This window comes from Paenibacillus hamazuiensis (genome assembly GCF_023276405.1).
GTDB classification, from domain to species: Bacteria; Bacillota; Bacilli; order Paenibacillales; family NBRC-103111; genus Paenibacillus_AF; species Paenibacillus_AF hamazuiensis.
The window spans coordinates 1,080,651-1,104,453 of record NZ_JALRMO010000001.1; the positions used below are offsets into that span (position 1 = coordinate 1,080,651).

Consider the following 23,803-nt stretch of genomic DNA (forward strand, 5'->3'; position numbering starts at 1 on the left):
CGTCGAATGAAAAAAAGGGAGGCTGTTAAGCGATGAAAAAAGCTTTTAAAGGAAAAAGCAAGGCGTTGGCGTCCGTTCTGGTCGTCTGCGCAATGATGGCGCTCAGCGCGTGCGGAGGAGCCGCCGGCACGGGAACAGGCGGGGAGAACAAAAGCGGAGCCGGCGGATCGAATGCGGGCGGCAAAAACGCCGAGTGGGCGGAGAAGGTCGGTCTGAACAAAACGGAAACGGTAGAGGAATTGTACGAAAAAGCGAAGCAGGAAGGAAAAGTCGTCGTCTACTCCCAATCGAGCCGGATTAAAGATGTGAAAGCATCCTTCGAAGCGAAATATCCCGGCATCAAGGTGGAGGCTTACAATCTGACGACCAACGATATCGTCGAAAAAACGATGCGCGAGCAGGGGGCGAACGTCTACAATGCGGACGTTTTGTTCCTGAAGGACGCGGCGGGCACGGTATCGACCGAGCTGCTCAGCAAAGGCTACGCCCACAAATATATGCCGAAGGATCTTACCGACAAAATGATCGAGCCCTACAAGAGCAAAAGCCCGGGGCTTGTCCCGTACGTCTCGCTCCGCGCCTTCTATTATAATACGGAAGTTTACAAGGAACCGCCGGTGAAAAACTGGTGGGATTTGACGACGCCGGAATGGAAAGGGAAGGTCATTCTTGAGGACCCGGTCCAATCGGCGGATACGATGGACGATTTTCTCGCGGTCATCCAGCATGCCGATGAAATGAAAGCGGCGTACAAGGAGAAGTTCGGCAAGGACATCGAGCTGAACGGCACGGAAAACGCCGGCTACGAGTTTTTCAAGCGGCTGCTGAAAAACGATCCGATTCTCGTCAAATCGAGCGACGAAGCGGTCGACGCCGTCGGCGCAAAAGGCCAGACCAAGCCGCCGATTGCAGTCAGCGCTTCCAGCAAGCAGCGGGATATCGCCGAGAAGGGTCTGAAAATCGCCACAACCTACGATATCAAGCCGAGACTTTCCGTCGTCGGACCAAGCTACCTGTACGTGGCGAACAACGCGCCGAACCCGAATGCGGCCAAGCTGATGATCCGCTGGATGGCCGGCGAAGCGGACGGCAAAGGCGAAGGCTTCAAGCCGTTTAACGTCACCGGCTCGTGGTCGGCGAGAACGGACAACGGACGCTCCGATCAGCCGCCGCTCGATAAAATCAAGGTGTGGGACTATGACTCGGAGTTTTTTTACAACAACTACACCAAGTTCAGAGAGTTTTGGCTGAAAAACCAGTAAGAGCATAATCACATATACGAAAGATGGGAGTGGAAGCGGCAATGCTGGGATTTTCCATTCAGGCTCCGGTATTTTTAGGCAAACCGAGCCGCAGCGGCACGAACGATCTTATTGCGAATTACGAGAATGCCGGGCAGTTTTTGCAAGCGCTTAAAGTAAGCGGGATCGGCTCCATCGAGGTGAGAATTCTCCCCCGAGGGGCCGACCCTCAGTCCTATCAGGAGATGATCGACCTGATCTGGTCGATGGGGCTTCGGCTGACGATCCATGGTCACGTGGCGGGAGAGCATCCGGGGACGCGGTTTATCGAAACGTACCCTTCGATGGCGCACATTTTGAAACATTTTCACAAATACCAGGACCGGCTGACGATGACGCTGCACGCGTTCGACGCCAAAACCGGCTCCGAAGAGGAGCTGCACCGGAAAACGGTCAAGCTGCTGCGGGAATGGACCGCCATGGTGGACGCGGAGGAGCTGCCTCTACGATTCGCCGTGGAAAACAACCGTAAGAAGGCGGGCAAGGTCGACCCCGGCGATTCGATCCGCGGCGTCGTCCGGATGGTGGAAGAAATCGATCATCCGGCGGTGGGCATCTGCTTTGACATGGGGCATTATTACTCGAACCTGCTGAGCGAAAAAGGGCTGAAGCACGCGCCGGACCGGCATTTTGACGAGTTGCCCGAGGCGGGATTTCTGGAAAAGGTATTCCATACGCACATTCACGGTATCGGCGAGTCCGGCACGCACAATCCGCTCACGGAGGAGCGCAGCCTGCCTCTGGAGCTGTACGTCGATGCGCTGCACAAGGCCGGTTATCAAGGCATTTACAATCTGGAACTGACACTCGATAAATTCGAAACGCGGCGCAGCGCGAGCGAGCATGTGCTGGCTTCGGTGCAGCGCGTCAAGGAGGCTGAAGAGAGGTGCAACCGCCCGTGAATCATCTGGAATATTCGAAGCCGGCTTCCCGTTTCAACGCCGTGCGCCTCGTCAATATGACGAAAAGCATACTGACGAACCCGGTTCATTTGATCAGCATTTTGGCTTTTTTGTTCCTTTGCTACACGATCGTCATACCGATGTGGGAAATCGTCTCCCATACGTTCACCTGGCATCCGGAGGACGTGCGCGCGGTGCGCAGCGCCCGGCCCGGAGAGCTGACGCTGTACCACTGGGCCCACGTCGTGGCGAGCGACTTGAGCGAATCGATTTTTTACAAGCCCTTGCTTAATTCCTTCAACATCGCGATCTGGGTTTCCGTTCTATCGATGATCGTCGGAGGAACGCTGGCGTGGCTTGTGACGAGGACGGACATTCCGCTGAAAAAAACGATCGGCTTTCTGGCGATCATCCCTTATATGCTGCCTTCCTGGATCAAGGCGTTCGCCTGGCTTGTCGTGTTCAAAAACGACCGGATCGGCGGCAGCCAGGGCCTGCTGCAGTACGTGTTCGGCTTCAACCCGCCGGACTGGCTGTCGTACGGATTTTTGCCGATCACGCTCAACCTCACGGCGCATTATTACACGTTTTTTTACCTGCTGATTGCCGTTGCTTTAAGCTCGATCAACAGCAGCCTGGAGGAAGCGGCCGACATTATGGGGGCGAGCCGGTTGACGATATTGCGCAAGGTGACGTTCCCGCTCGTGACGCCAGCGATTTTGTCGGCGCTCATCCTGACCTTCTCCAAGAGCATGGGCACGTTCGGCGTGGCGGCTTTCCTCGGCCTTCCCGTCAAGTACTATACGATTGCGACGATGCTGTACGGCAGCATGAAAAACCGGATGATCTCCGACGCCTACGTGCTCAGCATCATCCTGATCGCAATCTCGTCGATCACGATTTATATCAACCAGCGCGCCATCGGCAAGCGCAAAAGCTACGCGACGATCGGCGGCAAAGATTCGCGCAAAAACATGACGCCGCTCGGGCGTTGGAAATATCCGGCGGTTATCGCCGTTCTGCTGTTCATGTTCTCGGCGGCGCTGTTCCCGCTCCTGCTCCTGCTGCTGCAGTCGTTTATGCTCAAGGACGGGGATTACAGCTGGGCCAACTTCACGACGCATTTCTGGGTCGGCGATTCGATGTCGAACATCGCTTCCGGGGAAGTCGGCGTCCTGAAAAACGACGGGATCGGCCTCGCCCTGAAAAACTCGCTGAAAATCGCCTTTATTGCCGCCAGCGTCGCCGCCGTCATCGGCCTCGTCTTCGGCTACATCATCACGAAGGCGAGAAAAACGCTGTCGTCCAAAGTGGTCGAGCAGCTATCGTTCCTGCCTTATTTGATCCCGGGCATCTCGTTCGCCGCGATTTACTTGTCGATGTTCGCCCAGCCCCGGTTTTTGCTTCCCGCGCTGTATGGGACGCTGACGCTCGTGATTCTGATCACGATCGTCAAGGAGCTGCCGTTTGCGACCCGCTCGGGTCTGAGCACGATGTTCCAGATCAGCGGCGAGCTGGAGGAAGCGGCCAAACTGCAGGGCGCCTCGTGGTTTCGCCGGTTTATCCGGATCATGGTGCCGCTCAGCCGCAAAGGCGTCGTCAGCGCGTTTCTGCTGCTGTTCGTCAGTGCCATGAAGGAGCTCGATCTGATCGTGCTGCTTGTCACACCGAATACGGGCACGCTGACGACGCTCACGTTCCGTTATGCGGAAAAGGGGTACCAGCAATTTGCCGACGCGATCATCTTGATCATCATCGCGATCATCCTGATCACCCATTTCCTGGCGACGAAGTTTTTGAAAGCGGATCTTTCCAAGGGCATAGGAGGTTAAGGCTAACATGAGCAGAATCGAGCTGAAAAGCATCAACAAATATTTCGACAACAACCATATTTTAAAGGATCTTGATCTGGTGATCGAGGAAGGCGACTTCATGACGCTGCTCGGACCGTCCGGCTGCGGCAAAACGACAACGCTCAGAGTCATCACCGGCCTGGAAAATCCGGAGCGGGGCATCATCACGATCGGCGGAAAGGAAGTCGTCAACGGCGACAACTATTATTACGCGCCGCCGTCGAAGCGCGGACTGAATCTGGTGTTCCAAAGCTATGCGCTGTGGCCGCATATGACGGTATTCGAAAACGTCGCGTTCGGCCTGAATATCGGCAAGGTGCCGAAGCTGGAAATCCGCGAGCGGGTGGAGAACGCGCTGGAAAAAATGCAAATCGGCAAATACCGCGACCGCTATCCGTCGGAGCTTTCCGGCGGCCAGCAGCAGCGGGTGGCGATCGCCCGGGCGATCGTCACCGAGCCGAAAATTTTGCTGCTCGACGAGCCGCTCTCGAACCTCGACGCCAAGCTGCGGCTCGAGATGAGAGCGGAGCTGAAGCGGCTGCACCGCGATTTGAAGACGACGATCATCTACGTCACGCACGATCAGGTCGAGGCGCTGACGCTGTCGACCAAAATCGCGATTTTCTTCGAAGGCAATCTCGTGCAGTTGGACACGCCGAAGGGCATTTACCGCAGGCCGGCCGACATTCGCGTCGCCGATTTTATCGGCAACCCGAAAATCAACTTCATCGACGCGGATTGCCTGTTCCAAAACGGGCAGCTCGTGACCGAATCGGCGCTCGGCCGCCTGACGCTGCCGTCGGCGGCGGATTACTCGGGAAAAGTGACGCTGGCGGTTTATCCCGAGGATATTCAGGTATCGCCCGAACCGATCGAGGGCGGCGTGCTGTGCAGCGTCTATTCCGTGCTGCCGGCCGGCTCGGAGACGCTGTTTCAGCTGACGATCAACGGCGATTTCAGCATCATGGCCAAGGTGATGGGGGATATCGAGCTGCCGATCGGCAAGATGGTATACATCAAGTTTCCGCCGGAGAAGGTCAACGTGTACGCCAAAGATACCGGAAAGCTGATCGCAAGGTAAGCGCGGAGGGAGAAACCTATGACGGCGGTAAGCGGCGATATTTGGCACATTACCCACCTGGAGCTGTTCCTGCGGATGGTGCTCGCGGCCGTGCTGGGCGGAGCGATCGGGATGGAAAGGGAATGGAGCAATCATGCGGCCGGTTTCCGCACCCATATTCTCGTTTGTCTGGGTTCGGCGACGATCATGCTGCTCTCGATATACGGGTTTTCCGAGTTTGTGAACGAGACGAACGTGCGCGTCGACCCGGCCCGGCTCGCCGCCCAGGTGATCAGCGGCATCGGCTTTCTCGGGGCGGGGGCGATTTTGCGCAACGGCAGCGTGATCAAGGGGCTGACGACCGCCGCCTCGATTTGGGTCGTGGCCGCGATCGGACTTTGCGTCGGCGCAGGTTTTTTCACCGGCGCCCTGATCGGCACCTTTCTTGTTCTGGTCAGCCTGTATCTGCTCAACAAATGGGAAAAACATCTGCTTTGGCACCGAAGGCCCCAGGAGGTCAACGTGGAGGTGCACGATTTTCCCGGGGCGCTCGGCCGGATCGCGTCGGCATTCGGAGAATGCGACATTCAAATAGCGAATGTGAAAATGCGGCATGAAGACCAACCGGCCGGGGACTCGCCGTCGCCGCTGATGCACCTCAGCTTTACGTTAAAATCGAATACCCCGGAAAAGCTGGCGCAGGCGTTCGAGGCTATTTTCGCGATGGAATTCGTGACGGCGGTGGAAGCGGCGCATTTCGGGGTGAGAAAGAAACAGCCGGCCGGCGGCGAAGGAAACTCGCTTTCCCTGTAACCGGACGGACGACAATTCCATAGACGGATAGATAGGTGGATGTGCTCATGAATGGAACTTTATTGATATCGGATTTGGACGGCACTCTGCTCGACAAGGAGCAGCAGATCAGCCGGCAGAACCTGGCGGCGATCAACGCATTTCGCGAGCTCGGCGGCATCTTTACTTTAGCGACGGGACGGATGGAGGAGTCGGTCGCTCCGTTTGTCGAGCAGCTGAATCTCGACGTGCCGGTCATTTTGTACAACGGCGCGCGCATTTACAGCCCGGCTACGGGGGAGGTGCTGTACGAGAAGCACCTGCCTCTGACGCAGAATCTGTGGGAACGGATGCTGGACGGTCTTACCGCCGACACCGGGTTGTTCGTGTACCGGGATGGGAAGGTGTATACACCGTCGCGCAACGAGGTGGTCGAGCGCCACGAACGCAAGGACGGCGTCGTCTGCAAGCCGCTCTCCGAACGAACCGTGTTGGACCGCATCACGAAGCTGCTGTTCATCTGTTCCGATCTGCAGAAGCTGACAGCGTACGAGCAGATGGTGAAGGACAGCGGCATGGAGTGCGGAATGGTGTATTCCGAGTGGAACTATTTGGAAGTGTTGCCTCCCGACGTGTCCAAAGGCACTGCGCTGCTGGAGCTGATCCGGATTCTCCGGCTCGAGAATGTGTATACGATGGCCGTCGGCGACAATTTGAACGACGTGTCGCTCGTCGAGCAGGCCGACTGCGGCTTTGCGGTGGAAAACGCGCATCCCGATCTGAAAAAAGCGGCGGACGACGTCACGGTTCATCACGAGCAGCACGCGATTGCCGCGATTATCAAAGATTTTTTCAGGAAGAGGGGGGTGAGCGTGGATGAGCCATTTGGAGACAGCGCAAGCGATAGCGAAAACGGCGGGAGCCATGATTAGGCTGAAGCTGGACAGCGGATTCGCGACCGAGGAGAAAAGTTCCGCTTTCGACGTGGTGACGGAGGTCGATAAAGAGTCCGAGCGTTTGATCCGCGGCGGCATTTTGGAGAAATATCCGGAACACCGGTTTCTTGGCGAAGAGGAATCGTTTGTTAGCGGGAGGTCAATGGCCGAATTTTTAGAGGAAGCGAAGGAGGTGCCTTACCTGTGGATCGTCGATCCGATCGACGGCACGAGCAACTTCGTGCAGGGCATTCCTGGGTTCACGGTATCCATTGCGCTTGCCTGCTTCGGGGAGCTTGAGCTCGGCGTCGTTTACGACCCTTGCGCGGACGAACTGTTTTGGGCGGAAAAAGGCAAGGGCGCGTTCCTGAACGGCCGGCCGATCCGGGTGTCCGCCACGGCGGAGCTGGCCCGCAGCGTCATAGCGACCGGCTTCCCGTCGAAGATGGAGGCGCGCCGGGAGGTTTACCGCGGGCTCGGCAATCTGCTCGAAAAGTGCCGCACAATCCGCTCGCTCGGATCGGCGGCGCGGCACTTGGCCTACGTCGCTGCGGGGAGGCTGCACGGCTTTTGGGAAAACGGCCTGAACGCATGGGATATCGCCGCCGGTGTTCTCCTCATTCGGGAGGCAGGAGGGACCGTGACGGATACGGGAGGCGGCGCGTATACCCTGCAGACAACGGACGTGGCGGGAAGCAACGGGCATATTCACGAGCCTTTTCTGCGCTGCTTGTCATAACGATTGCAAGGGAAACGGACCTTCGCGCCATGGAGGCGCAACGGAAAGAAACCGGATCTATCCCGGGTAAACGGAGGCGATCATTCTACATGATGAACATTTTGCTGATCACGGTCGACCAGCTGCGCTGGGATGCCTTGTCCTGCATGGGCAACCCGTTCGTCCGCACCCCGCATATGGACCGGCTCGCCCGCGAGGGCGTCAGATTCGCGAACGCTTTTACGAACGCTCCCGCCTGCATGCCGGCCCGGGCGTCCCTCCTGACCGGACGTTTCCCGCATGCGCACAGGGTGCGGGGCGGCGGCGTCCGGCTTTCCGAGCAAGAGGTAACTTTTCCGCACCTATTAAGCCAACGCGGCTACCATACGGCTCATATCGGCAAGCTTCACGTGCAAAACCATACGTACCGCGATCACACCGTCCCGCACCCGAGTTACGGCTATCGCACGCTGCTGGTGACCGACGAACGCGGGACATACCGCGATCCTTATACACAGTGGGTAGAGCGGCGTTATCCGCAATACGCCGAAGCGATCCGCGTCGAGCCGGGTTCGGTCAGGAGGCTTCGCCGCACCGACGACAGTACCTCGGTCGGCGCCTTCCCGGCCGCAGCTTCGCACAGCCGGTGGGTGTGCGAGGCATCGCTTGAATTTTTACGAAGCCGCGGCTCCTCGCCTTTCATGCTGTGGACCAGCTTTTTCGACCCGCATTCCCCGTTCATCATGCCCTCGGATCTTGCCGGACGCTGCGACCCGCAGGCGCTCCCTTTGCCGAAAAAATGCACCGTTGCCCCGGAGGAAGAGGACCGCGTCCGCCGCAAAAAAGCGGCCTATTATACGCTCGTTTCGCATGTTGACGACTGCATCGGCGAGCTGCTTCGCTGCCTCGACGAGTCGAGCCTCGCGGCAAATACGGCGGTGCTGTTCGCCAGCGATCACGGGGAGTTTTTGGGCGATTGCGGCCGCTGGGGGAAGGGAAGGCCCGAGGACGAAAGCATCCGCATCCCGATGCTTTTGCGGGTTCCGGGCATGGCGAAGCGGGGCGCCGTGATCGAAGACGTGGTGCAGCTGTTCGACCTGGCTCCGACCATTTTGGATTTGACCGGAAGCATGCAGCCCTCTTCGATGCAGGCCCGCAGCCTGCTGCCGCTGCTTGAGGGCGCAGATCCCGGGCGAGCCCCTTTCGCTCTGGTGGAAAATAATATAGAGTTATCCCGTATGGATGCGACGGAAGTATTTGAAAAAACGCTGCGCAGCCTTGACTACCGGATGACCGTATGGAGCGATCGGGAGCAGGGGGAACTGTTCGATTTGAACAAGGACCCGGAGCAGACCGTCAACGTGTGGGACGATCCCGGCTATGCCGAAATTCGGGCGGATTTGACAATGCGGTTATTGCGGCGGCTGATGGAGACGGAAGATACGCTGCCCGCGCGGACAAATCCGTTTTAGAGGGGGGCCGGGAATGCTTTCTTTCCGGGAAGACGGATCGTTCACCATCGTGCAGCTGACCGATTTGCATTGGAAGGACGGCGGGCCGCTCGACACCCGTACCGAAAGGTTCATCCGCAGCGTGCTTGAAGCGGAGAATCCGGATCTCGTCGCGATCACCGGCGATGTGATCGACAAAAAGGAATGCGCCGAGCCGTTGGCCGCTTTCGAACGCGCCGTATCGCCCATTTGCGAAGCCGGGGTGCCCTGGGCTTTTGTGCTCGGCAATCACGAGCATGAATGCGGCATTCACCCGCTGCTGTTTGCCGCGATGCTGCGTCGTCTGCCGCATTCGCTGTATTCGGCCGGGCCCGAAAAGGTGCGGGGGTGGTCCAATTACGTGCTCCCCGTGCGCGGCTTCCGTTCGACCCGTCCGGCGGCGGCACTGTTCATGTTCGATTCCGGCGGCAAAACGGCGATGCCCTTCGGGGGAACGGAGTGGATTCACTCCAGTCAAATCGAATGGTACCGCAGGGAAGCGGAAAAGCTGGCTGCGGCGGGCGGCGGAAAGCCGCTCCCTTCGCTCGCTTTTTTCCACATCCCGCTGCCGGAATATAAAGAGGTGTGGGACCGCTGCGTATGCTACGGCAACAAGCTCAAAGAGACCGACTGTCCGAAAATCAACTCCGGATTGTTTGCGGCGCTGGTGGAATCGGGCGGCATGATGGGCACTTTCGCCGGGCACTGCCATCTTAACGATTATTACGGCGATTTGTACGGCATCCGTCTCTGCTACGCCAGGGCAAGCGGTATCGGGGCCAAAGGGCCGGACGAATACGAGCGCGGCGCGCGGGTAGTTCGTCTGTACGAAGGGCGGCGCACCTTCGAGCTTTGGCAGCGCCTCGAAAACGGGAAGACGATCATGGCACCGACTGAGCATGAACCGGAGGATTTCCGGCTTATATGAGGCTGAAAGAAAAGGGGAGTGCGCTTTGAGCGGCGTCTGGCATATCGGGTACATGGAGATTGCATTAAGGCTGCTGCTGGCGGCTGCCCTGGGCGGAGCCGTCGGGTTCGAAAGAGGCTGGAAGCAGCGCAGCGCCGGCTTTCGCACGCATATTTTGGTCAGCATCGGCGCGGCTTTGCTGATGATTTTATCGATATACGGGTTCGGCGGTCTGCATGCCGACCCGATCAACCATCCGGGCGATCCGAGCGTGGAGCCGAACCTGCTCGCCGATCCTTCGCGGCTTGCGGCACAAGTGATCAGCGGCATGGGCTTTCTCGGGGCCGGCGTTATTTTTACCAAAGGCAAAGCGGTGTTCGGGCTGACGACGGCGGCATCGGTATGGGTCGTTGCCGCGACCGGCTTATGCGTGGGAGCCGGCTTTTTCTTCTGCGCGGTCGTCCTGGCCGCGATGGTGCTGCTCGTGCAGCTTGTGCTGAAAAGATTCGAGCGGCCCGACCGGTGAGGGGCGGGGCGAAATCGGAATTACAATGCTAAACTCTTGTAGACTAAGATGAGCGATGGGAACCAACCATCGCTTTTTTTCGTTGTCGCGGTATTGCTCCACCCTAGGTCGCTATGACGAATTTAAGAAAAATTTTAAGTTTATTCTATTTTCTTTTAAATATTTTCTCCTAACCTGTAGTGGAATCACTGCGGGGAGGCCATATGAGATGAAAAAACGGTTATTTTTCTTGGCGATATTGGCGCTCATCGGTTATGCGGCGGCTCAGCATCCGTCCATCGTAAACCGTTTAAGGAGCGATATGAACCCCGGCCAACAAAAATCGGCCATACCAAACGGGAAAGAGCTAACGGTTCGCATTGCCAAGGACCAAATATACAAAGGGGACCTTCTGTTGGTCAACAAAGACCATCCTGTCCCCGAAGGAGCTGTCGAGTCCGAAGCCGTCAATTTGTTTCAGCATAAGGAGCTTGTACAGGGGTTCGGTTTATCGGATAACACGATCCGGCTGTCGAGGAGTATGGTGCAAAGGTTTTCTGCGATGACCCAGGCTGCCTCGAAAGACGGCGTCCGTCATTTTTTAATTAACAGCGGCTACCGGGACAGCAAGGAACAAACCCGGCTTTATCGGGAAATGGGAGCGGCTTATGCGATGCCGGCCGGGTACAGCGAGCATAATTTAGGTTTGTCGCTGGACATCGGATCGACGCAGGGGGAGATGAATCGGGCGCCGGAAGGCCAATGGCTGAAAAAAAATGCGTGGAAACACGGATTTGTTTTACGTTACCCGAAGGATAAGACGGATATCACGGGCATTCAGTACGAGCCGTGGCATTTTCGTTATGTCGGATTGCCGCACAGCGCCATCATGCAGGAAAACGATATGGTGCTCGAGCAATATTTGGATTTCTTGAAGGAACGCAAGACGGTGACAAAAAATATCGGTCGTCAAACGTATACGGTCACTTATTACCCCGTCCCTCCAAATACAACCGTCCGGGTGCCGGCCAACGCCCGCTATGAGATTTCAGGCAACAATATGGACGGCGTCATCGTTACGGCGGAACTCGGAACAGATAAGGATCCATCGTCATGAAGCCGGGGGGCTTGCGGAAAGATGCCGTCAACTTGGCCCTGTTCGCCTTTTATTTGTATGTTTTGTTCAAAATTATTTTGTTTAAGTTCGGCCCCGTGAATTTGCGTTTTTTATGGCGGCAGCTTGCCATGGGGTCGGTGCAGGCGGAAGATATCGCCGTTAGTTTGCATCACGGAAACCTGATTCCCTTAAAAGAAATATTCAGGTCGCTACACGTTTTATCGGCGCACGATTTGATCAATTTGGCGGGGAATATCGCCATATTTATGCCGCTCGGGATATTTGTCGGCATTTTTTCCAAAAATAAACGCATAAGTTTGGCTGGAATGTTTCTGCGCGCTTTCGGATTAAGTCTCATCCTGGAATTGTCACAAGCCTTATTCTCCATAGGACGATTTGATATCGACGATCTGATCCTCAATTCTGCCGGAGGGCTCATCGGTTATATGGGGTACAAGTTATTCGGCCGTCTTTCGGTTCGTATTTGAAGTCCTTGCATTTGAAAGAGAATGGTGATTGCTCCGTTAAACGAAAGGGTGTTGAGCGATTGCTCAGCAGCCTTTCTTGCTTATTCAGGTGTATTCTAGCTAAAACAAGCTGCCGGCAAAAGGGTATGCCCGGAATGAATCTGCTATAATAGTTGCAATGTGCACGATAGAGAGGATGGATACAATGAAGCGGGCTACGGTTCTGATTGCTGACGATGAGGCGGAAATCGCGGACCTGATCGAACTGCATTTGGAAAAAGAAGGATACGATGTCATAAAAGCGTCGGACGGGCAGGAAGCCGTTCACGCGGTTTCGGCGCATCCCGTGGATCTGGCGATATTGGATATTATGATGCCGAAGCTGGACGGTTATGAAGTCATCCGGCAAATTCGGGAGCACCATCAGATGCCGATCATCTTTTTGAGCGCGAAAACGTCCGACCTTGACAAAATCGCAGGGCTGGTGAGAGGCGCGGACGATTACATGACCAAGCCGTTCAACCCGATGGAGCTGATCGCGCGCGTAAACGCCCACCTTCGCCGTTATATGCAGATGAATCAACCGGCGCATGCCGGCAAATCCGTGCTGGAAGCAGGAGGATTGGTCATTTACCCCGATCGGCGCACTGTGACCCTGTACGGCGAAACGATCGAGCTGACGCCCAAGGAATTTGATATTTTGTACTTGCTGGCCAGTTACCCGAAGAAGGTGTTCAGCACGGAAAATATTTTTCAGCACGTATGGGGCGAGGCCTACTTTGAAAGCGGCAATACGGTTATGGTCCATATCCGGACATTGCGGAAAAAGCTGCGCGACGATACGAACAAAAACAAGCTGATCAAAACGGTTTGGGGGGTAGGCTATACGTTCAATGGCTAACATGATGCGAAGCTTCCGCTCCAAAATGATCGCGCTGTTCGGCTTAAGCATGCTCATATCCGGCATCATCACTTACGCGCTGTACAAAATTCTCCAATATTACTACCGCACCCAGGTCAAATTCGAAGATCCGCTGGCTTATGTCCGCTTGTTCATAAGAACGGTCGGGGATATCAATTTCTTCCTGCTATTTTTTATCCCGCTGGCGGTTTTGTTTTTCTTCCTGCTTACGAAGCCTTATGCGGCGTATTTTAATGAAATTTCGGCGGGGATTCGTCATCTCGCCAACGGCGATTTCGACAAGCGGGTTTCGGTTGCGTCCCGGGACGAGTTCGGGGATATTGCGGCGGATATCAATCTGGCCGGGGAGAAGCTGAAACAAGCGGTGGCGAGAGGAGATTTTGCCGAGAGCAGCAAAGATCAGCTCGTGCTCAATTTGGCCCATGATTTGCGTACGCCGCTCACTTCCGTTATCGGGTATCTGGACTTCATTCTTAAGGACGAGCAATTGACCAAAGAGCAGGCCCGGCATTATGCGGGCATCGCTTTCGCCAAGTCCCAACGTCTGGAGAAGCTGATCGACGAATTGTTCGAAATCACGAGAATGAATTACGGCATGCTGCCTGTCGAAAAACGGCCGATCGATCTAACCGAGCTGCTGACGCAGCTAAGCGAAGAATTATTTCCGGTTTTTGAGAAAAATCAACTGGAAGCCCGATTGCACGTTACTCAGCATCTGATCATTTCGGGCGACGGCGACTTGCTGGCGCGCGTGTTTGAAAATTTGCTGACCAATGCGATTCGGTACGGCAGCGACGGTCAGTTTGTCGATATTCATGCTTTCCTTGAAGAAGACGAAGCCGTAGTTCAGGTGATCAACTACGGGGATCGCATCCATCCGGACGAGCTGCCGCATATATTCGATATGTTTTATACCGGCGACAAATCGCGGACTCATCGGGAGAACAGCACGGGTCTCGGTTTATTTATTTCGAAAAATATCGTCATGCAGCATAACGGAACGATCACCGCCGACAGCAGCTTGATCCGTACCGTTTTTGAAGTACGGCTGCCGCGAGGAATGCAGACAATTTAAGGGAAATTTAAACATTCCCCCATTTCTTTTTAAAAAGTTTTTCCTATTCTTTGTACGTGAAGGGCAGGAGGAAACGAAAATGAAGAAATGGGGTTTTTGGCGTGTTTATTTCAGGAATAACGACTCCGCCGCGGCGTGGATGTTTCTTGCGCCGAGCCTGGTGGGCTTTGCGCTGTTTTACCTGATTCCGTTCGCCCAGGGTGTCGGCTTCTCTTTTATGGATAACGCGGTTGACGATCGGTTCGTCGGATTGGACAATTACCGCGGGCTGCTCGCTAGCGACTCGTTTCGCAATGCGGTGTTCAACACGTTTTATTTCACCGCGGTCACGGTTCCGCTCATTGTTGCGATATCCCTGGGCTTGGCGATGCTGTTGAACCAAAATGTGTACATGCGCAATGCGCTCAGAACCGCTTATGTGCTGCCGCTTGTCGTGCCCGCAGCTTCGATTATCGTCATTTGGCAAATCCTGTTCGACTGGAACGGTTCCCTTAACGCCTGGCTCAGCTTTTTAGGATCCGGCCGTGCAGACTGGATGAAGAGCGAAGCGGCGCGCAATGTGGTGATGGTCGTTTATTTGTGGAAAAACGCCGGCTACAACATCATTTTATTTTTGGCCGGATTGCAGCAAATTCCGAAAGATTATTACGAAACCGCGAAAGTGGAGGGCGCAAGCCGGTTGTGGCAGTTCCGCAGCATTACGCTCGTTTATTTAACGTCGACGATGTTCTTTGTCGTCGTTATGTCCATCGTCAATTCGTTCAAAGTGTTTCGCGAAACGTACTTGATCGCAGGCGATTATCCGCACGACAGCATATATATGCTCCAGCACTATATGAACAATACGTTTATGTCGCTGGATATTCAGAAGTTGACGGCGGCCGCGACGATGATGGTGATGTGCATCTTGCTTGTTGTGCTGGCTTTGTTTGCGCTTGAACGCCGTTTCCGGCAGTTCATGGAATAGCGGGAGGGTAGATATCCAGTGCAGAGGACATACTTTTTGCAAAAATGTGCGCTAACGATCGTCATGACCGTCATTGCGGCGGTGCCGCTGTTCCCGATAGCGATTACTTTCACAAACTCGCTTATGACCGGGCGTGAAATCGAAATCAATTACGGTGTGATCGGGAAAATGAACGATGCATTCGCCGGAGGTTTTGTCAATCTGAAGCTTCTGCCGGATCAAGTGTCGCTCGAGCAGTATCGCGAAATTTTGGTAAGCAGCCCGAGATATTTGATGATGTTCTGGAATTCGGTCTTTATGGTTGCGCCGATTATTGCCGGACAGGCATTCATAGCGGCGTTAGCGGCGTACGCGTTTGCGAAGCTGCAATTTCGCGGTCGGGACAACCTGTTTCTCGTTTATGTGCTGACGATGCTTATGCCGTTCCAGGTGACGCTGGTGCCGAATTACATCATGGCAGATCAACTGGGACTGTTAAACAGCGCGGGTGCGATTATATGGCCGGGTATTTTCGCGGCGTTCGGCGTGTTTATGCTCAGGCAGTTCATGCTGCATATTCCATATTCGTATATCGAAGCGGCCAAAATCGACGGAGCCGGACATTTGCGGATTTTCAGTACGATCATTGTTCCGATGGTCAAACCGGGTGTGGCTGCACTCATCGTATTGTTGTTCGTCGATTATTGGAACATGGTGGAGCAGCCGCTTATTTTTCTGGACGATCCGTTCAAGCAGCCGCTGTCGGTTTATTTATCGAAAGTAAACGAGGGGGAGCGAGGCGTCGCTTTTGCGGCATCGATGCTTTATATGACTCCGATGGTACTGTTGTTTCTGTATGCGGAAGCTTATTTTATCGAAGGAATCCAGCTGTCCGGTATCAAGGGATAGCTTCAACGGTTAGGAGGCAAGGACGTGAAGACGGAACTGCACGAGGAACTTGGGCAAAGGCGCCGTAAACGAAACATTCAAATCGTGTTCGGTCTGTTTATCGGGCTGTTATTGATTTTTACTATATTCAGCAACACGCTGCAATCGTTGGCACTGCCGAAGGTGAGGACGGAGACGCCGACATTCGGCAGTATGGAACATCAGCTTGAAGGAAGCGGCATATTGCGGCCGCTGGCGGAAGCGAAGCTGACGAATCCAGCCGGCTGGAAAGTGAGCACGATTGCCGTGAAGGAGGGAGACATCGTGAAGAAAGGGCAGACGCTTGTCACCTACGACAGCAAAACCGCCGAACGGGAAATTCAGGATGAAATGGCTCAATTGGAAAAGCAAAAGATCGAATTGCAAAGCGTTCAGGATCGGTACATTGCCTCTACGACGGAGGGGGACGCGATGAATCTGCGGAGCGCCGGCCGCGATCTCGAAACGGGCAAGCTCAATCTCGGCGTTCAGGAACGTAAAATTAACGAATTACGAGACCGTTTGGCCAGCCGCGAGCAGATTGCAGCTCCGTTCGACGGTATCGTAACGAAGGTGAACGCCGTCGAGGGACTGGCGTCAACGGGAGAGCCGGATGTGGTCCTGACGAACAACAGCCGGGGATACCGGTTGGAGCTGCCGATCGATGCGCCACTGTTGACCAGGCTAGGGATTGCGCCTGAGGAAAAACTGCAGGTGGAAGTGCGCGCGTTGTCCGATCCGCAGCCGAAAATCATCGACGGTACTGTTTACGAAATAGCCGATGCAGAGGCGCATACGGATAACTCATCCGGCAAACAGGCAACTATCGTGCAAAAGATCGTTCGCGTAAAAGTAACGGACCCCGAGCTGAAAGGAGGTGAGCAAGCATTTGTCAAACTCGTTAAACGGTCGCGACAAGAGGGGCGATTGATTTCCAACGAGGCGATTCATCAGGATCGCGAAGAAAAGTTCGTTTACAAAATCGAAGAGCGGAAGGGCGCACTGGGCAACGTGTTTATTGTCCGGAAGGTCAGAGTTCGAGCCGCTGAGTCCAACGACAAAGAAACGATGATAGAGTCGGGCGACGTTAATATGAATGATCTTGTTATTTTGGAAAGCAGCGAGCCGTTGCAGGACGGCAATCGTGTTCGCTTGCAATAAAAAAGAGAGGAACCGTACGATGAAAACACAATTATTTATCGGATTTACTTGCATGACGCTGGCGGCTGCGACCGGATGCCAAACCGGAGGCGGAGGGGAGGAGGCGAATAAGGAGAAGGGCAAATCCAAAGACGGAAAGACCGTCGTTACGTTATCTTTGAAAGGCTCGGATTCGTTCTTTGAGGCGGTGGAGAAAGGTTTCGAGCAGAAGTATCCGGATATCGACCTGCAAATCCAGGAGTATAAGAAAGGCGATGAAGAGTGGAGCAGCGCGGATTTTGAAAAGTACATCAAAACGACGAACTCGGCGCTTTTATCGGGAACAGGCGCGGATATTATCGATTTGGAAGACTTCCCTATAAGCAAATACGTCGAAAAAAAGCTTCTTGCGGATATGAAGGATACGCTGGATCAATTAAACAAAAACGATCTGCACATGAACATATTGGATGCATTGAAGGTGAACGGCGGCTTGTATACGGTACCGCCTGCATTTTATCCGGGGACGTTCGTCGGGGATGGAGACGTGTTGGAGAAGACGATCGAAGTTGATGACAAAAGCTGGACGTGGGAGCAATTTGAGGAAGTGTCGCGGAAATTCAAGCAGCAGTCGAACGGAAGAGGGGAGCGCTACGCCTTGGCGAATTACGCGCCGGAGCAATTTCTTAATAAATTGGTGGAAAACAACAGCACGGATTTCATCGATCCGACGACCCGGAAAGCCCAATTCGATTCGCCTCTATTCGTAAAAAACATGAAGCAGATTAAAAAAATGTACGACGACCGTATTTTGACGGCGAATAGAGCCCAAATCGGCAGTCAATTGTTTTACTTTACTTATTTCTTCTCGCCGTTGGATGTTGCCGAAGGGGCGTACCGGTTTTACCCGAATCCGAAAGTGCTGCAAATGCCGCATCCGCAAGGTCATAAGGACGGAAGCGCGTTCTTCGTCAGGAATCAGCTTGGCATACGAGCCAATTCGGCGGTCAAGGATGAAGCGCAAAAGTTTCTCGCTTTCCTGCTGTCGGAGGACGCGCAATCTTTGCCGAGAGATGAAGGCTTCTCCCTGCTCAAATCGGTGAATGACAAGCAGATTGGCGAGGTTCAAAAACAAGCGGCCGGCGGAACTTACAAGCTTCCGTCCGGAGAAACCGTCAAGACATCCGAGAAACCGTTTGTCGAGCTTAGGCAGCTGATCAACACGGCGAATCGCTTTGTTAAGAAGGACAACAGGGTGCTGTCCATCGTCGAGGAGGAGTCCAAATTGTTTTTCAGCGGCCAAAAGACGGCGGAAGAAGCGGCGAAGCTGATCCAGAACCGGGTGACCACTTATTTGAACGAATAGCGAATCGGCATGAAGCCGGGTTCGAATCTTGTTATAAAATATCCGGCCGGATTGAAGCCCGACGGACTGTCGGTATTCACGAAATGATTCTGCGGATTCGATATTAATGAAACAAGGAGCAGTTTGCCGCGGCAGCTGCTCCTTGTTTGTTGAAGTTCGCTCTTACAGTTCGGGATGGTACAGTGCTTCGGCAAGCAGCACGATCACCAGCGCCTGTCCATAGGCCGTCGGCGCGAAGACGATCTTTTTATAGTCTTCCTTGCTTTCGCAGATCGGCGTTCCTGCAGAGACGTTTAACACCGTACCGTCTTCGGAGATGTTCTTCAGCACCGCGGCAACCGCTTTACGGCAAGGTGCCAGGTAGCTGGAATCCAGCAGGCCGAGGCGGATCCCCTTCAGGATGCCCGCTGTAATCGCAGCCGAGCCGGATACTTCCGTATAGCTGGTCTCATCGTCGAGCAGGGTGTGCCAAAGCCCGCTTTCATGCTGCAGCTCAACCAATTTATTGACCTGGGCCTTATAGGTGCCAAAAATGAGGTCGCGGGACTCCGGCGAAATCGAATCCTGCATAATTTCCAAAAACTCGGGGGCGGCGAGTGTAAACCAGCTGTTGCCCCGGCACCAATGCGCTGCACTGAAATTGTTTTGATTTTTGAAATCGTAGCCATGGAAAAACAAGGAATTCCCGGGATTAAAGATATATTTGATATGAAGGGCAAATTGGTAGGCCGCTTCGTTCATCCATGCCGGATTATTATATTTTTTGCCCATTTTTGCAGTGAAAAGCACAACCATAAACAAAGTGTCGATCCAAATCTCCTGGTCGTGCAGGTTTAATTCGAACTTCGAAGTATTGCCGGAGGTTACATGCTGAATTCCGTTCTCCTTCGTCCGCGGGCATTCTTTTTCCACCCACTCCATCCATTCCAGCGCAAGTTTCTCCACGCTTGGCAGGTCCATCAGCGTAAGCAAAGGCGCCGTCGTATTCACATTTTTGAGGGGCAGCCCGCGCTCGATCTGATCATTCGACCACTTCGCGAAAAAGTCCCGGTATCCGTCAAAGCCTTCTTGATTCGTCAGTTTGTTCAAGCCGTACAGGCCAATGCCCTGCGGCCAATCCCATTCGTCCATTCCGAAGTCGCGCGGAAAGTATCCCAAGGCTTTGCCTTCGGCAGCCAATTCCTTTAAATCGCTCTCGTTGTCGGGTCTTTTCAAATGTAACAGTTGATCGATGACTTTCTTTAATTGTGTTTGGATGGTTTCCTGCATGTCATTTGCTCCTTTTTGTTTATGTTGGTTTAAGTGTGATTTTCGGAAAAGGCAAGCGCTTAACCTAATAAAAAGCAATAAAAAGACAAGCTCACTTGACATTGTACCTTCTTTTTTCCTTCAGAGCAACGAAATAAAGTGACGATAGCATAAGGACTATATCATTGTGCTTAGTTTCAATTCAAAATCCGGGTGTGTCACATACTCCAGGTAGGACGGTCTTCCGTTATAACGCAGATATGCTTCAAAACGGGCACGTATGGCCGGGGCCGTAATCATATCGAGCACTTCCTCTTTTTGAACCCATCGGCAGTCCGATGTTTCCTCCGATGTACGCAATTCCCCGCCGACAGGTTTGCACATAAAGTCAAACATGACTTTGGTCGGAACATCGGTTTTACCGTCATGCCATTTATGGATGCCTGTATTTGAAAATACCCCGAGCAGATAGGAAACCTTCACGTCTATACCGCTTTCCTCTTTGATTTCTCTAATCAACGCGTCTATAAGGTTTTCGCCCACTTCGACTTGACCGCCGGGATATACCCATCCGTCATGCCGGGTTTTAACCAACAGGATTTGCCCTTGTTCGTTTTCCACGATTCCTCCCGCCGCTACGATATGGGTTGGCATTTTCATGGTTAACAACATCCTTTCAATTATTGTTCGGGATTCATTTGGGAAAATAATATCATTTCATCGTCATATTAATTACCAACATTCAACTGACATTTTCATCATAACCGTATCGCCGCATTTCCGGTTCTTGGATTAACAAACGCAGCATAGGGTTCAACATAAACCGTTGCCGAGTTTGCACACATTTTGCGTATGTCTGGCGGAAGCATCGGGCCCGTGATAGACTAAACGTTAGAAGGGTATGCATCTCCCTTTTCTCTTGACTTTCGTTTACGCACGAACAGATACCGGAATGTAAGCGCTACAAATAGTGGGGTGGTGAACGCGGATGAAACCCAGCGAACACAAGTATCGTTTGAGCGGGGGGCGCTCTATATTGGAGGCGGTCGCGGACCGGATGATTCCGAAAGACACATGGCCCTCGGCAGCTGAGGGTGGAGTTATGGATTATCTGGAACGTCGCATCAGCGAAGATGCCGCTGCCTGGACGGAGTTGATCGAACCCGGACTTCGCGCGTTGGAAGCAGAAGCGGCGTCTCTCTATCGTCGCCCATTTTCGAAACTGTCGGCTGACGAACAAGACGGACTGTTACAAGATCTTGAGCATGGTCGTGTTCGGGAGTGGCCCGTTTCGCCTATACGCTTCTTTCACACATTGCTTAGTCTGGTTAGTGAAGGTTACTATGGAAGTCCCGAGGCCGGCGGGAATCTCGGAGGAAAATCGTGGGAGATGATCGGATTTCGTCCGGGGCCTATACCCGGAACTCATGCACCTGCCCCGGAAGATGATCTGCCGAAACGAACCTTCGGGCAGCTTCGGGAACGGTACGATGCTATCGTCGTCGGAGCGGGGGCAGGGGGCTCGGCGATGGCGGCGGTGCTGGCGGAAGCGGGACTTCGCGTTCTCGTCGTCGAGCGCGGAAGCTGGCTTCGATACGATGAAATCGGCAGGGATCATACGCGCAATCACCGTTTGAGCAAATACGGTCACAACACGGGACCGGAACTCCAAGGCCATCCCCGCACAATGCTATTGGCAAGTGGAGAGGAGCGGATAACGGCGCCCTTTGAAGGCGACTACCATAACAACGCGATGACGGTGGGCGGCGGCACCCGGGTGTACGGGGCACAGGCCTGGCGGTTTCATCCGGACGACTTTCGCATGGCAACCCGCTATGGGATTCCGCACGGGAGTTCGCTCTGCGACTGGCCGATCACCTATGATGATCTCGAGCCTTATTACGATCGGGCGGAGTGGGAAGTCGGCGTCTCGGGCGACGGTAACGCCCATCCCGGACGGGGAACGAGGCGGCGTCCTTACCCGATGCCGGCTTTGCCCAGGACGCTGGAAGCGGAGCGATTAGCACGGGCGGCAGCGAAATTGGGGTGGGATGCAGGACCGGTTCCTCTTCTCATTAATTCGGTCGAACGTGACGGTCGCCCGGCCTGCGGGCGGTGCGGCCAGTGCGTCGGTTTTGCCTGCCCGACCAACAGCAAGAACGGCGGCCACAACACGATGTTGGTAAGGGCCATCGCCACCGGAAACTGCGACCTGATTTGCGATACGATGGTGGAACGCATCGACACGGAGCAGGGAAGACGCGCCACCGGGGTTCGTTTAGTGCGGGAAGTAAACGGTTCCCTTGAACGTCGGCAGGTGCGGGCAGGTCACGTGGTGGTTGCCGCAGGGGCGATCGAAAGCGCACGCCTGCTTCTGAACTCGGCAAGCGACGCCGAGCCGCATGGCATAGGCAATCGGAACGGACAAGTGGGAAGGAATCTTCAGGGCCATGTCTACTCGGCGGCTTATGCCCTCTTTGACGAGCCGGTGCAGGACGGTCTCGGACCGGGGGTGAGCATTGCCACCTGCCGCTTTGCCCATGGCAACGGGGGCGGAATTATCGGAGGCGGCATGCTGGCCAACGAGTTCATTCGGCTGCCCTTGATTCACTGGTACCGGGCGCTTGCACCGGATGCGGCAAGGTGGGGAGTCTCCGGCAAGGAGACGATGCTAGAAAGTTATTTGCGGACCGGTCATATTCACGGGCCGATCCAGGAGATCCCGACCGCCGAGTCAAGAGTGCGGCTTTCGCCCTCCGTCAAGGATCGCTTCGGAATACCGGCGGCTCAGCTCTCGGGAAGCGTCCATCCCGAGTCCGTTCGAGCCGCCGAGATGCTGGCCGGGCAAGCGGAGACTTGGCTATGGGCTGCCGGAGCGCGCCGGGTTTGGCGAACGCAGCCGGGCGGAGGGCTCAGCGCCGGGCAGCATCAGGCGGGAACGCTGCGCATGGGCGATGACCCTTCGACATCCGTGACCGATCCATTAGGCCGCGTCCACGGCTACGACAATCTCTGGGTGAGCGACGGCTCCGTACACGTGACCAACGGCGGGGTCAACCCGGTACTTACGATTCTTGCCTTGGCTTTCCGCACGGCGGAAAACCTGGCGAAGCAAGGGTAGCGTTCTTAACCGGCTCGCACGGCTTCAGCAGCCCGATCATTTGTGTAAGGCGCGCTTTAAAGCCGCCATATAGTCTTTGACAAATCTTTGGCTGATTTCAGCGGCAGGAAAGTATTCTTCAAAGCCGTGAAAACATCCGGGGTATAAATGAAACTCTGTCGGCACACCGGCTTGCGTCAGCCTTAATACATAATCGATTGTTTCATCGCGAAATGGATCCAGGTCACCGATGCAGGTGTAAGTAGGTGGAAGTCCCGACAAATCGGTTGCGCGCGCCGGAGCGGCATAAGGGGATACTTCGCCTTTTTCTCCCAAATACAAATTCCATGCTAATTGGTTTTTGGCTTTATTCCATACTCGTTCATCCGTTATTTCATTGCTGGACTTGGTCATATTCCGGTCATCGATCATCGGATACAGCGGCATCTGGAATAATATAGGAGGGCCTTTTCGATCTCTTGCCAAAAGGGACAGGGCGGCCGTTAATCCACCGCCGGCGCTGGGACCGACCACTGCGATTCTGGAAGAATCAACTCCGAGTTCTTCGGCATGTTCAGAGAACCATTTGAGCGCAGCATAGCAATCTTCGAGCGGGGCCGGAAAAGGATGTTCCGGAGCCAGCCGGTAATCCACCGAAACGATAACGCAATGGAGGTCCGGTACCAGCTGCTGCAAGGCGGGGTCCATCATATCGGCAGAACCAAGGATATAGCCGCCGCCGTGAATATATAGAACACCGGGCAAGATTTTCTCCTTTACTTTCGGTTCATAAATTTTGATCCGGACATCCGGATTCCCCGCATCGCCCGGAACATATCTCTCCGATGTTAGAACTGCATCATTCACGGGCAGCGATGCGATCATTCCGGCAAACATCTCGTTCATCTCTTTTCTTTTGGCACCTAAGTTTTCCCGGGTATAAACGACTTCCGGTATATCGGAAAACATTTTTTTAAGCTCCGGGTCTAGTTTTTCTTCCATAAACCGACTCTCCTTCGTCAAGTGGTCATC

General features: G+C 54.4%; 22 protein-coding genes. 19 read left to right on the forward strand and 3 right to left on the reverse strand.

The window, feature by feature from the left end; all coding sequences use genetic code 11:
• Window positions 1–32 precede the first annotated feature (32 nt).
• The 18 genes from MYS68_RS04365 to MYS68_RS04450 all read left to right on the forward strand — a co-directional run bounded on the left by MYS68_RS04365 (window position 33) and on the right by MYS68_RS04450 (window position 18,423).
• Window positions 33–1,262 carry an ABC transporter substrate-binding protein gene (locus MYS68_RS04365; protein WP_248924651.1) on the forward strand — a complete coding sequence of 410 codons (1,230 nt, stop codon included), beginning with the start codon at window positions 33–35 and terminating at the stop codon, window positions 1,260–1,262.
• A 41-nt stretch (window positions 1,263–1,303) separates the two neighbouring features.
• Window positions 1,304–2,203: a sugar phosphate isomerase/epimerase family protein gene (locus tag MYS68_RS04370; protein ID WP_248924652.1), complete on the forward strand. Its 900-nt coding sequence runs from the start codon at window positions 1,304–1,306 to the stop codon at window positions 2,201–2,203.
• A complete protein-coding gene (locus MYS68_RS04375) occupies window positions 2,188–4,035 on the forward strand; it encodes an ABC transporter permease (RefSeq protein WP_248924653.1) in 1,848 nt (615 codons plus the stop codon). Before MYS68_RS04370 ends, MYS68_RS04375 begins: the two co-directional genes overlap by 16 nt.
• Before the next feature lie 7 nt (window positions 4,036–4,042).
• The gene (locus MYS68_RS04380; RefSeq protein ID WP_248924654.1) at window positions 4,043–5,137 is read left to right on the forward strand and encodes an ABC transporter ATP-binding protein; all 1,095 of its coding nucleotides are present in this window, start codon (window positions 4,043–4,045) and stop codon (window positions 5,135–5,137) included.
• Window positions 5,138–5,155: 18 nt separating this feature from the next.
• Entirely contained in the window at window positions 5,156–5,929 is a 774-nt protein-coding gene (locus MYS68_RS04385) for an MgtC/SapB family protein (RefSeq protein ID WP_248924655.1), read from the forward strand.
• Between the two features lie 47 nt (window positions 5,930–5,976).
• Complete coding sequence (locus MYS68_RS04390) at window positions 5,977–6,840, forward strand: Cof-type HAD-IIB family hydrolase (protein WP_248924656.1); 864 nt, start codon at window positions 5,977–5,979, stop codon at window positions 6,838–6,840.
• On the forward strand, window positions 6,785–7,582 hold the full coding sequence (locus MYS68_RS04395) for an inositol monophosphatase family protein (RefSeq protein WP_248924657.1): 798 nt from the start codon (window positions 6,785–6,787) through the stop codon (window positions 7,580–7,582). The genes MYS68_RS04390 and MYS68_RS04395 overlap by 56 nt, the downstream gene beginning before the upstream one ends.
• A gap of 89 nt (window positions 7,583–7,671) precedes the next feature.
• Window positions 7,672–9,033, forward strand: coding sequence for a sulfatase family protein (locus tag MYS68_RS04400; protein WP_248924658.1), 1,362 nt, complete (start codon window positions 7,672–7,674; stop codon window positions 9,031–9,033).
• 13 nt (window positions 9,034–9,046) lie between these two features.
• On the forward strand, window positions 9,047–9,979 hold the full coding sequence (locus tag MYS68_RS04405; protein WP_248924659.1) for a metallophosphoesterase family protein: 933 nt from the start codon (window positions 9,047–9,049) through the stop codon (window positions 9,977–9,979).
• 25 nt (window positions 9,980–10,004) lie between these two features.
• Window positions 10,005–10,484 (forward strand): MgtC/SapB family protein, encoded by a 480-nt coding sequence (locus tag MYS68_RS04410; RefSeq protein WP_248924660.1) that lies wholly within the window; start codon window positions 10,005–10,007, stop codon window positions 10,482–10,484.
• 208 nt (window positions 10,485–10,692) lie between these two features.
• Window positions 10,693–11,580: a M15 family metallopeptidase gene (locus MYS68_RS04415; RefSeq protein ID WP_248924661.1), complete on the forward strand. Its 888-nt coding sequence runs from the start codon at window positions 10,693–10,695 to the stop codon at window positions 11,578–11,580.
• Entirely contained in the window at window positions 11,577–12,068 is a 492-nt protein-coding gene (locus MYS68_RS04420) for a VanZ family protein (RefSeq protein WP_248924662.1), read from the forward strand. The genes MYS68_RS04415 and MYS68_RS04420 overlap by 4 nt, the downstream gene beginning before the upstream one ends.
• Before the next feature lie 184 nt (window positions 12,069–12,252).
• On the forward strand, window positions 12,253–12,948 hold the full coding sequence (locus tag MYS68_RS04425; protein WP_248924663.1) for a response regulator transcription factor: 696 nt from the start codon (window positions 12,253–12,255) through the stop codon (window positions 12,946–12,948).
• Window positions 12,941–14,044 carry a HAMP domain-containing sensor histidine kinase gene (locus MYS68_RS04430; protein WP_248924664.1) on the forward strand — a complete coding sequence of 368 codons (1,104 nt, stop codon included), beginning with the start codon at window positions 12,941–12,943 and terminating at the stop codon, window positions 14,042–14,044. Before MYS68_RS04425 ends, MYS68_RS04430 begins: the two co-directional genes overlap by 8 nt.
• A gap of 79 nt (window positions 14,045–14,123) precedes the next feature.
• Complete coding sequence (locus MYS68_RS04435; protein WP_248924665.1) at window positions 14,124–15,011, forward strand: carbohydrate ABC transporter permease; 888 nt, start codon at window positions 14,124–14,126, stop codon at window positions 15,009–15,011.
• 63 nt (window positions 15,012–15,074) lie between these two features.
• Window positions 15,075–15,899, forward strand: a complete 825-nt coding sequence (locus MYS68_RS04440) for a carbohydrate ABC transporter permease (protein ID WP_275983736.1) — start codon at window positions 15,075–15,077, stop codon at window positions 15,897–15,899.
• A 24-nt stretch (window positions 15,900–15,923) separates the two neighbouring features.
• Window positions 15,924–17,078: an efflux RND transporter periplasmic adaptor subunit gene (locus tag MYS68_RS04445; protein ID WP_248924667.1), complete on the forward strand. Its 1,155-nt coding sequence runs from the start codon at window positions 15,924–15,926 to the stop codon at window positions 17,076–17,078.
• A gap of 19 nt (window positions 17,079–17,097) precedes the next feature.
• Window positions 17,098–18,423 carry an ABC transporter substrate-binding protein gene (locus MYS68_RS04450; protein WP_248924668.1) on the forward strand — a complete coding sequence of 442 codons (1,326 nt, stop codon included), beginning with the start codon at window positions 17,098–17,100 and terminating at the stop codon, window positions 18,421–18,423.
• A 162-nt stretch (window positions 18,424–18,585) separates the two neighbouring features.
• On the opposite strand, the gene MYS68_RS04455 is transcribed toward MYS68_RS04450, so the two are convergent.
• Together MYS68_RS04455 and MYS68_RS04460 are read right to left on the reverse strand one after the other, a co-directional pair.
• Window positions 18,586–19,692: a glycoside hydrolase family 88/105 protein gene (locus tag MYS68_RS04455; protein ID WP_248924669.1), complete on the reverse strand. Its 1,107-nt coding sequence runs from the start codon at window positions 19,690–19,692 to the stop codon at window positions 18,586–18,588.
• A gap of 156 nt (window positions 19,693–19,848) precedes the next feature.
• Window positions 19,849–20,331 (reverse strand): NUDIX hydrolase, encoded by a 483-nt coding sequence (locus MYS68_RS04460; protein ID WP_248930815.1) that lies wholly within the window; start codon window positions 20,329–20,331, stop codon window positions 19,849–19,851.
• Between the two features lie 328 nt (window positions 20,332–20,659).
• Here MYS68_RS04460 and MYS68_RS04465 point away from each other — a divergent pair, with 328 nt between their 5' ends.
• Window positions 20,660–22,792: a GMC family oxidoreductase gene (locus tag MYS68_RS04465; RefSeq protein ID WP_248924670.1), complete on the forward strand. Its 2,133-nt coding sequence runs from the start codon at window positions 20,660–20,662 to the stop codon at window positions 22,790–22,792.
• Window positions 22,793–22,828: 36 nt separating this feature from the next.
• Here the strand turns inward: MYS68_RS04465 and MYS68_RS04470 are convergent, their stop codons facing one another.
• Window positions 22,829–23,773 (reverse strand): alpha/beta hydrolase, encoded by a 945-nt coding sequence (locus MYS68_RS04470; protein WP_248924671.1) that lies wholly within the window; start codon window positions 23,771–23,773, stop codon window positions 22,829–22,831.
• Between the last annotated feature and the right edge of the window lie 30 nt (window positions 23,774–23,803).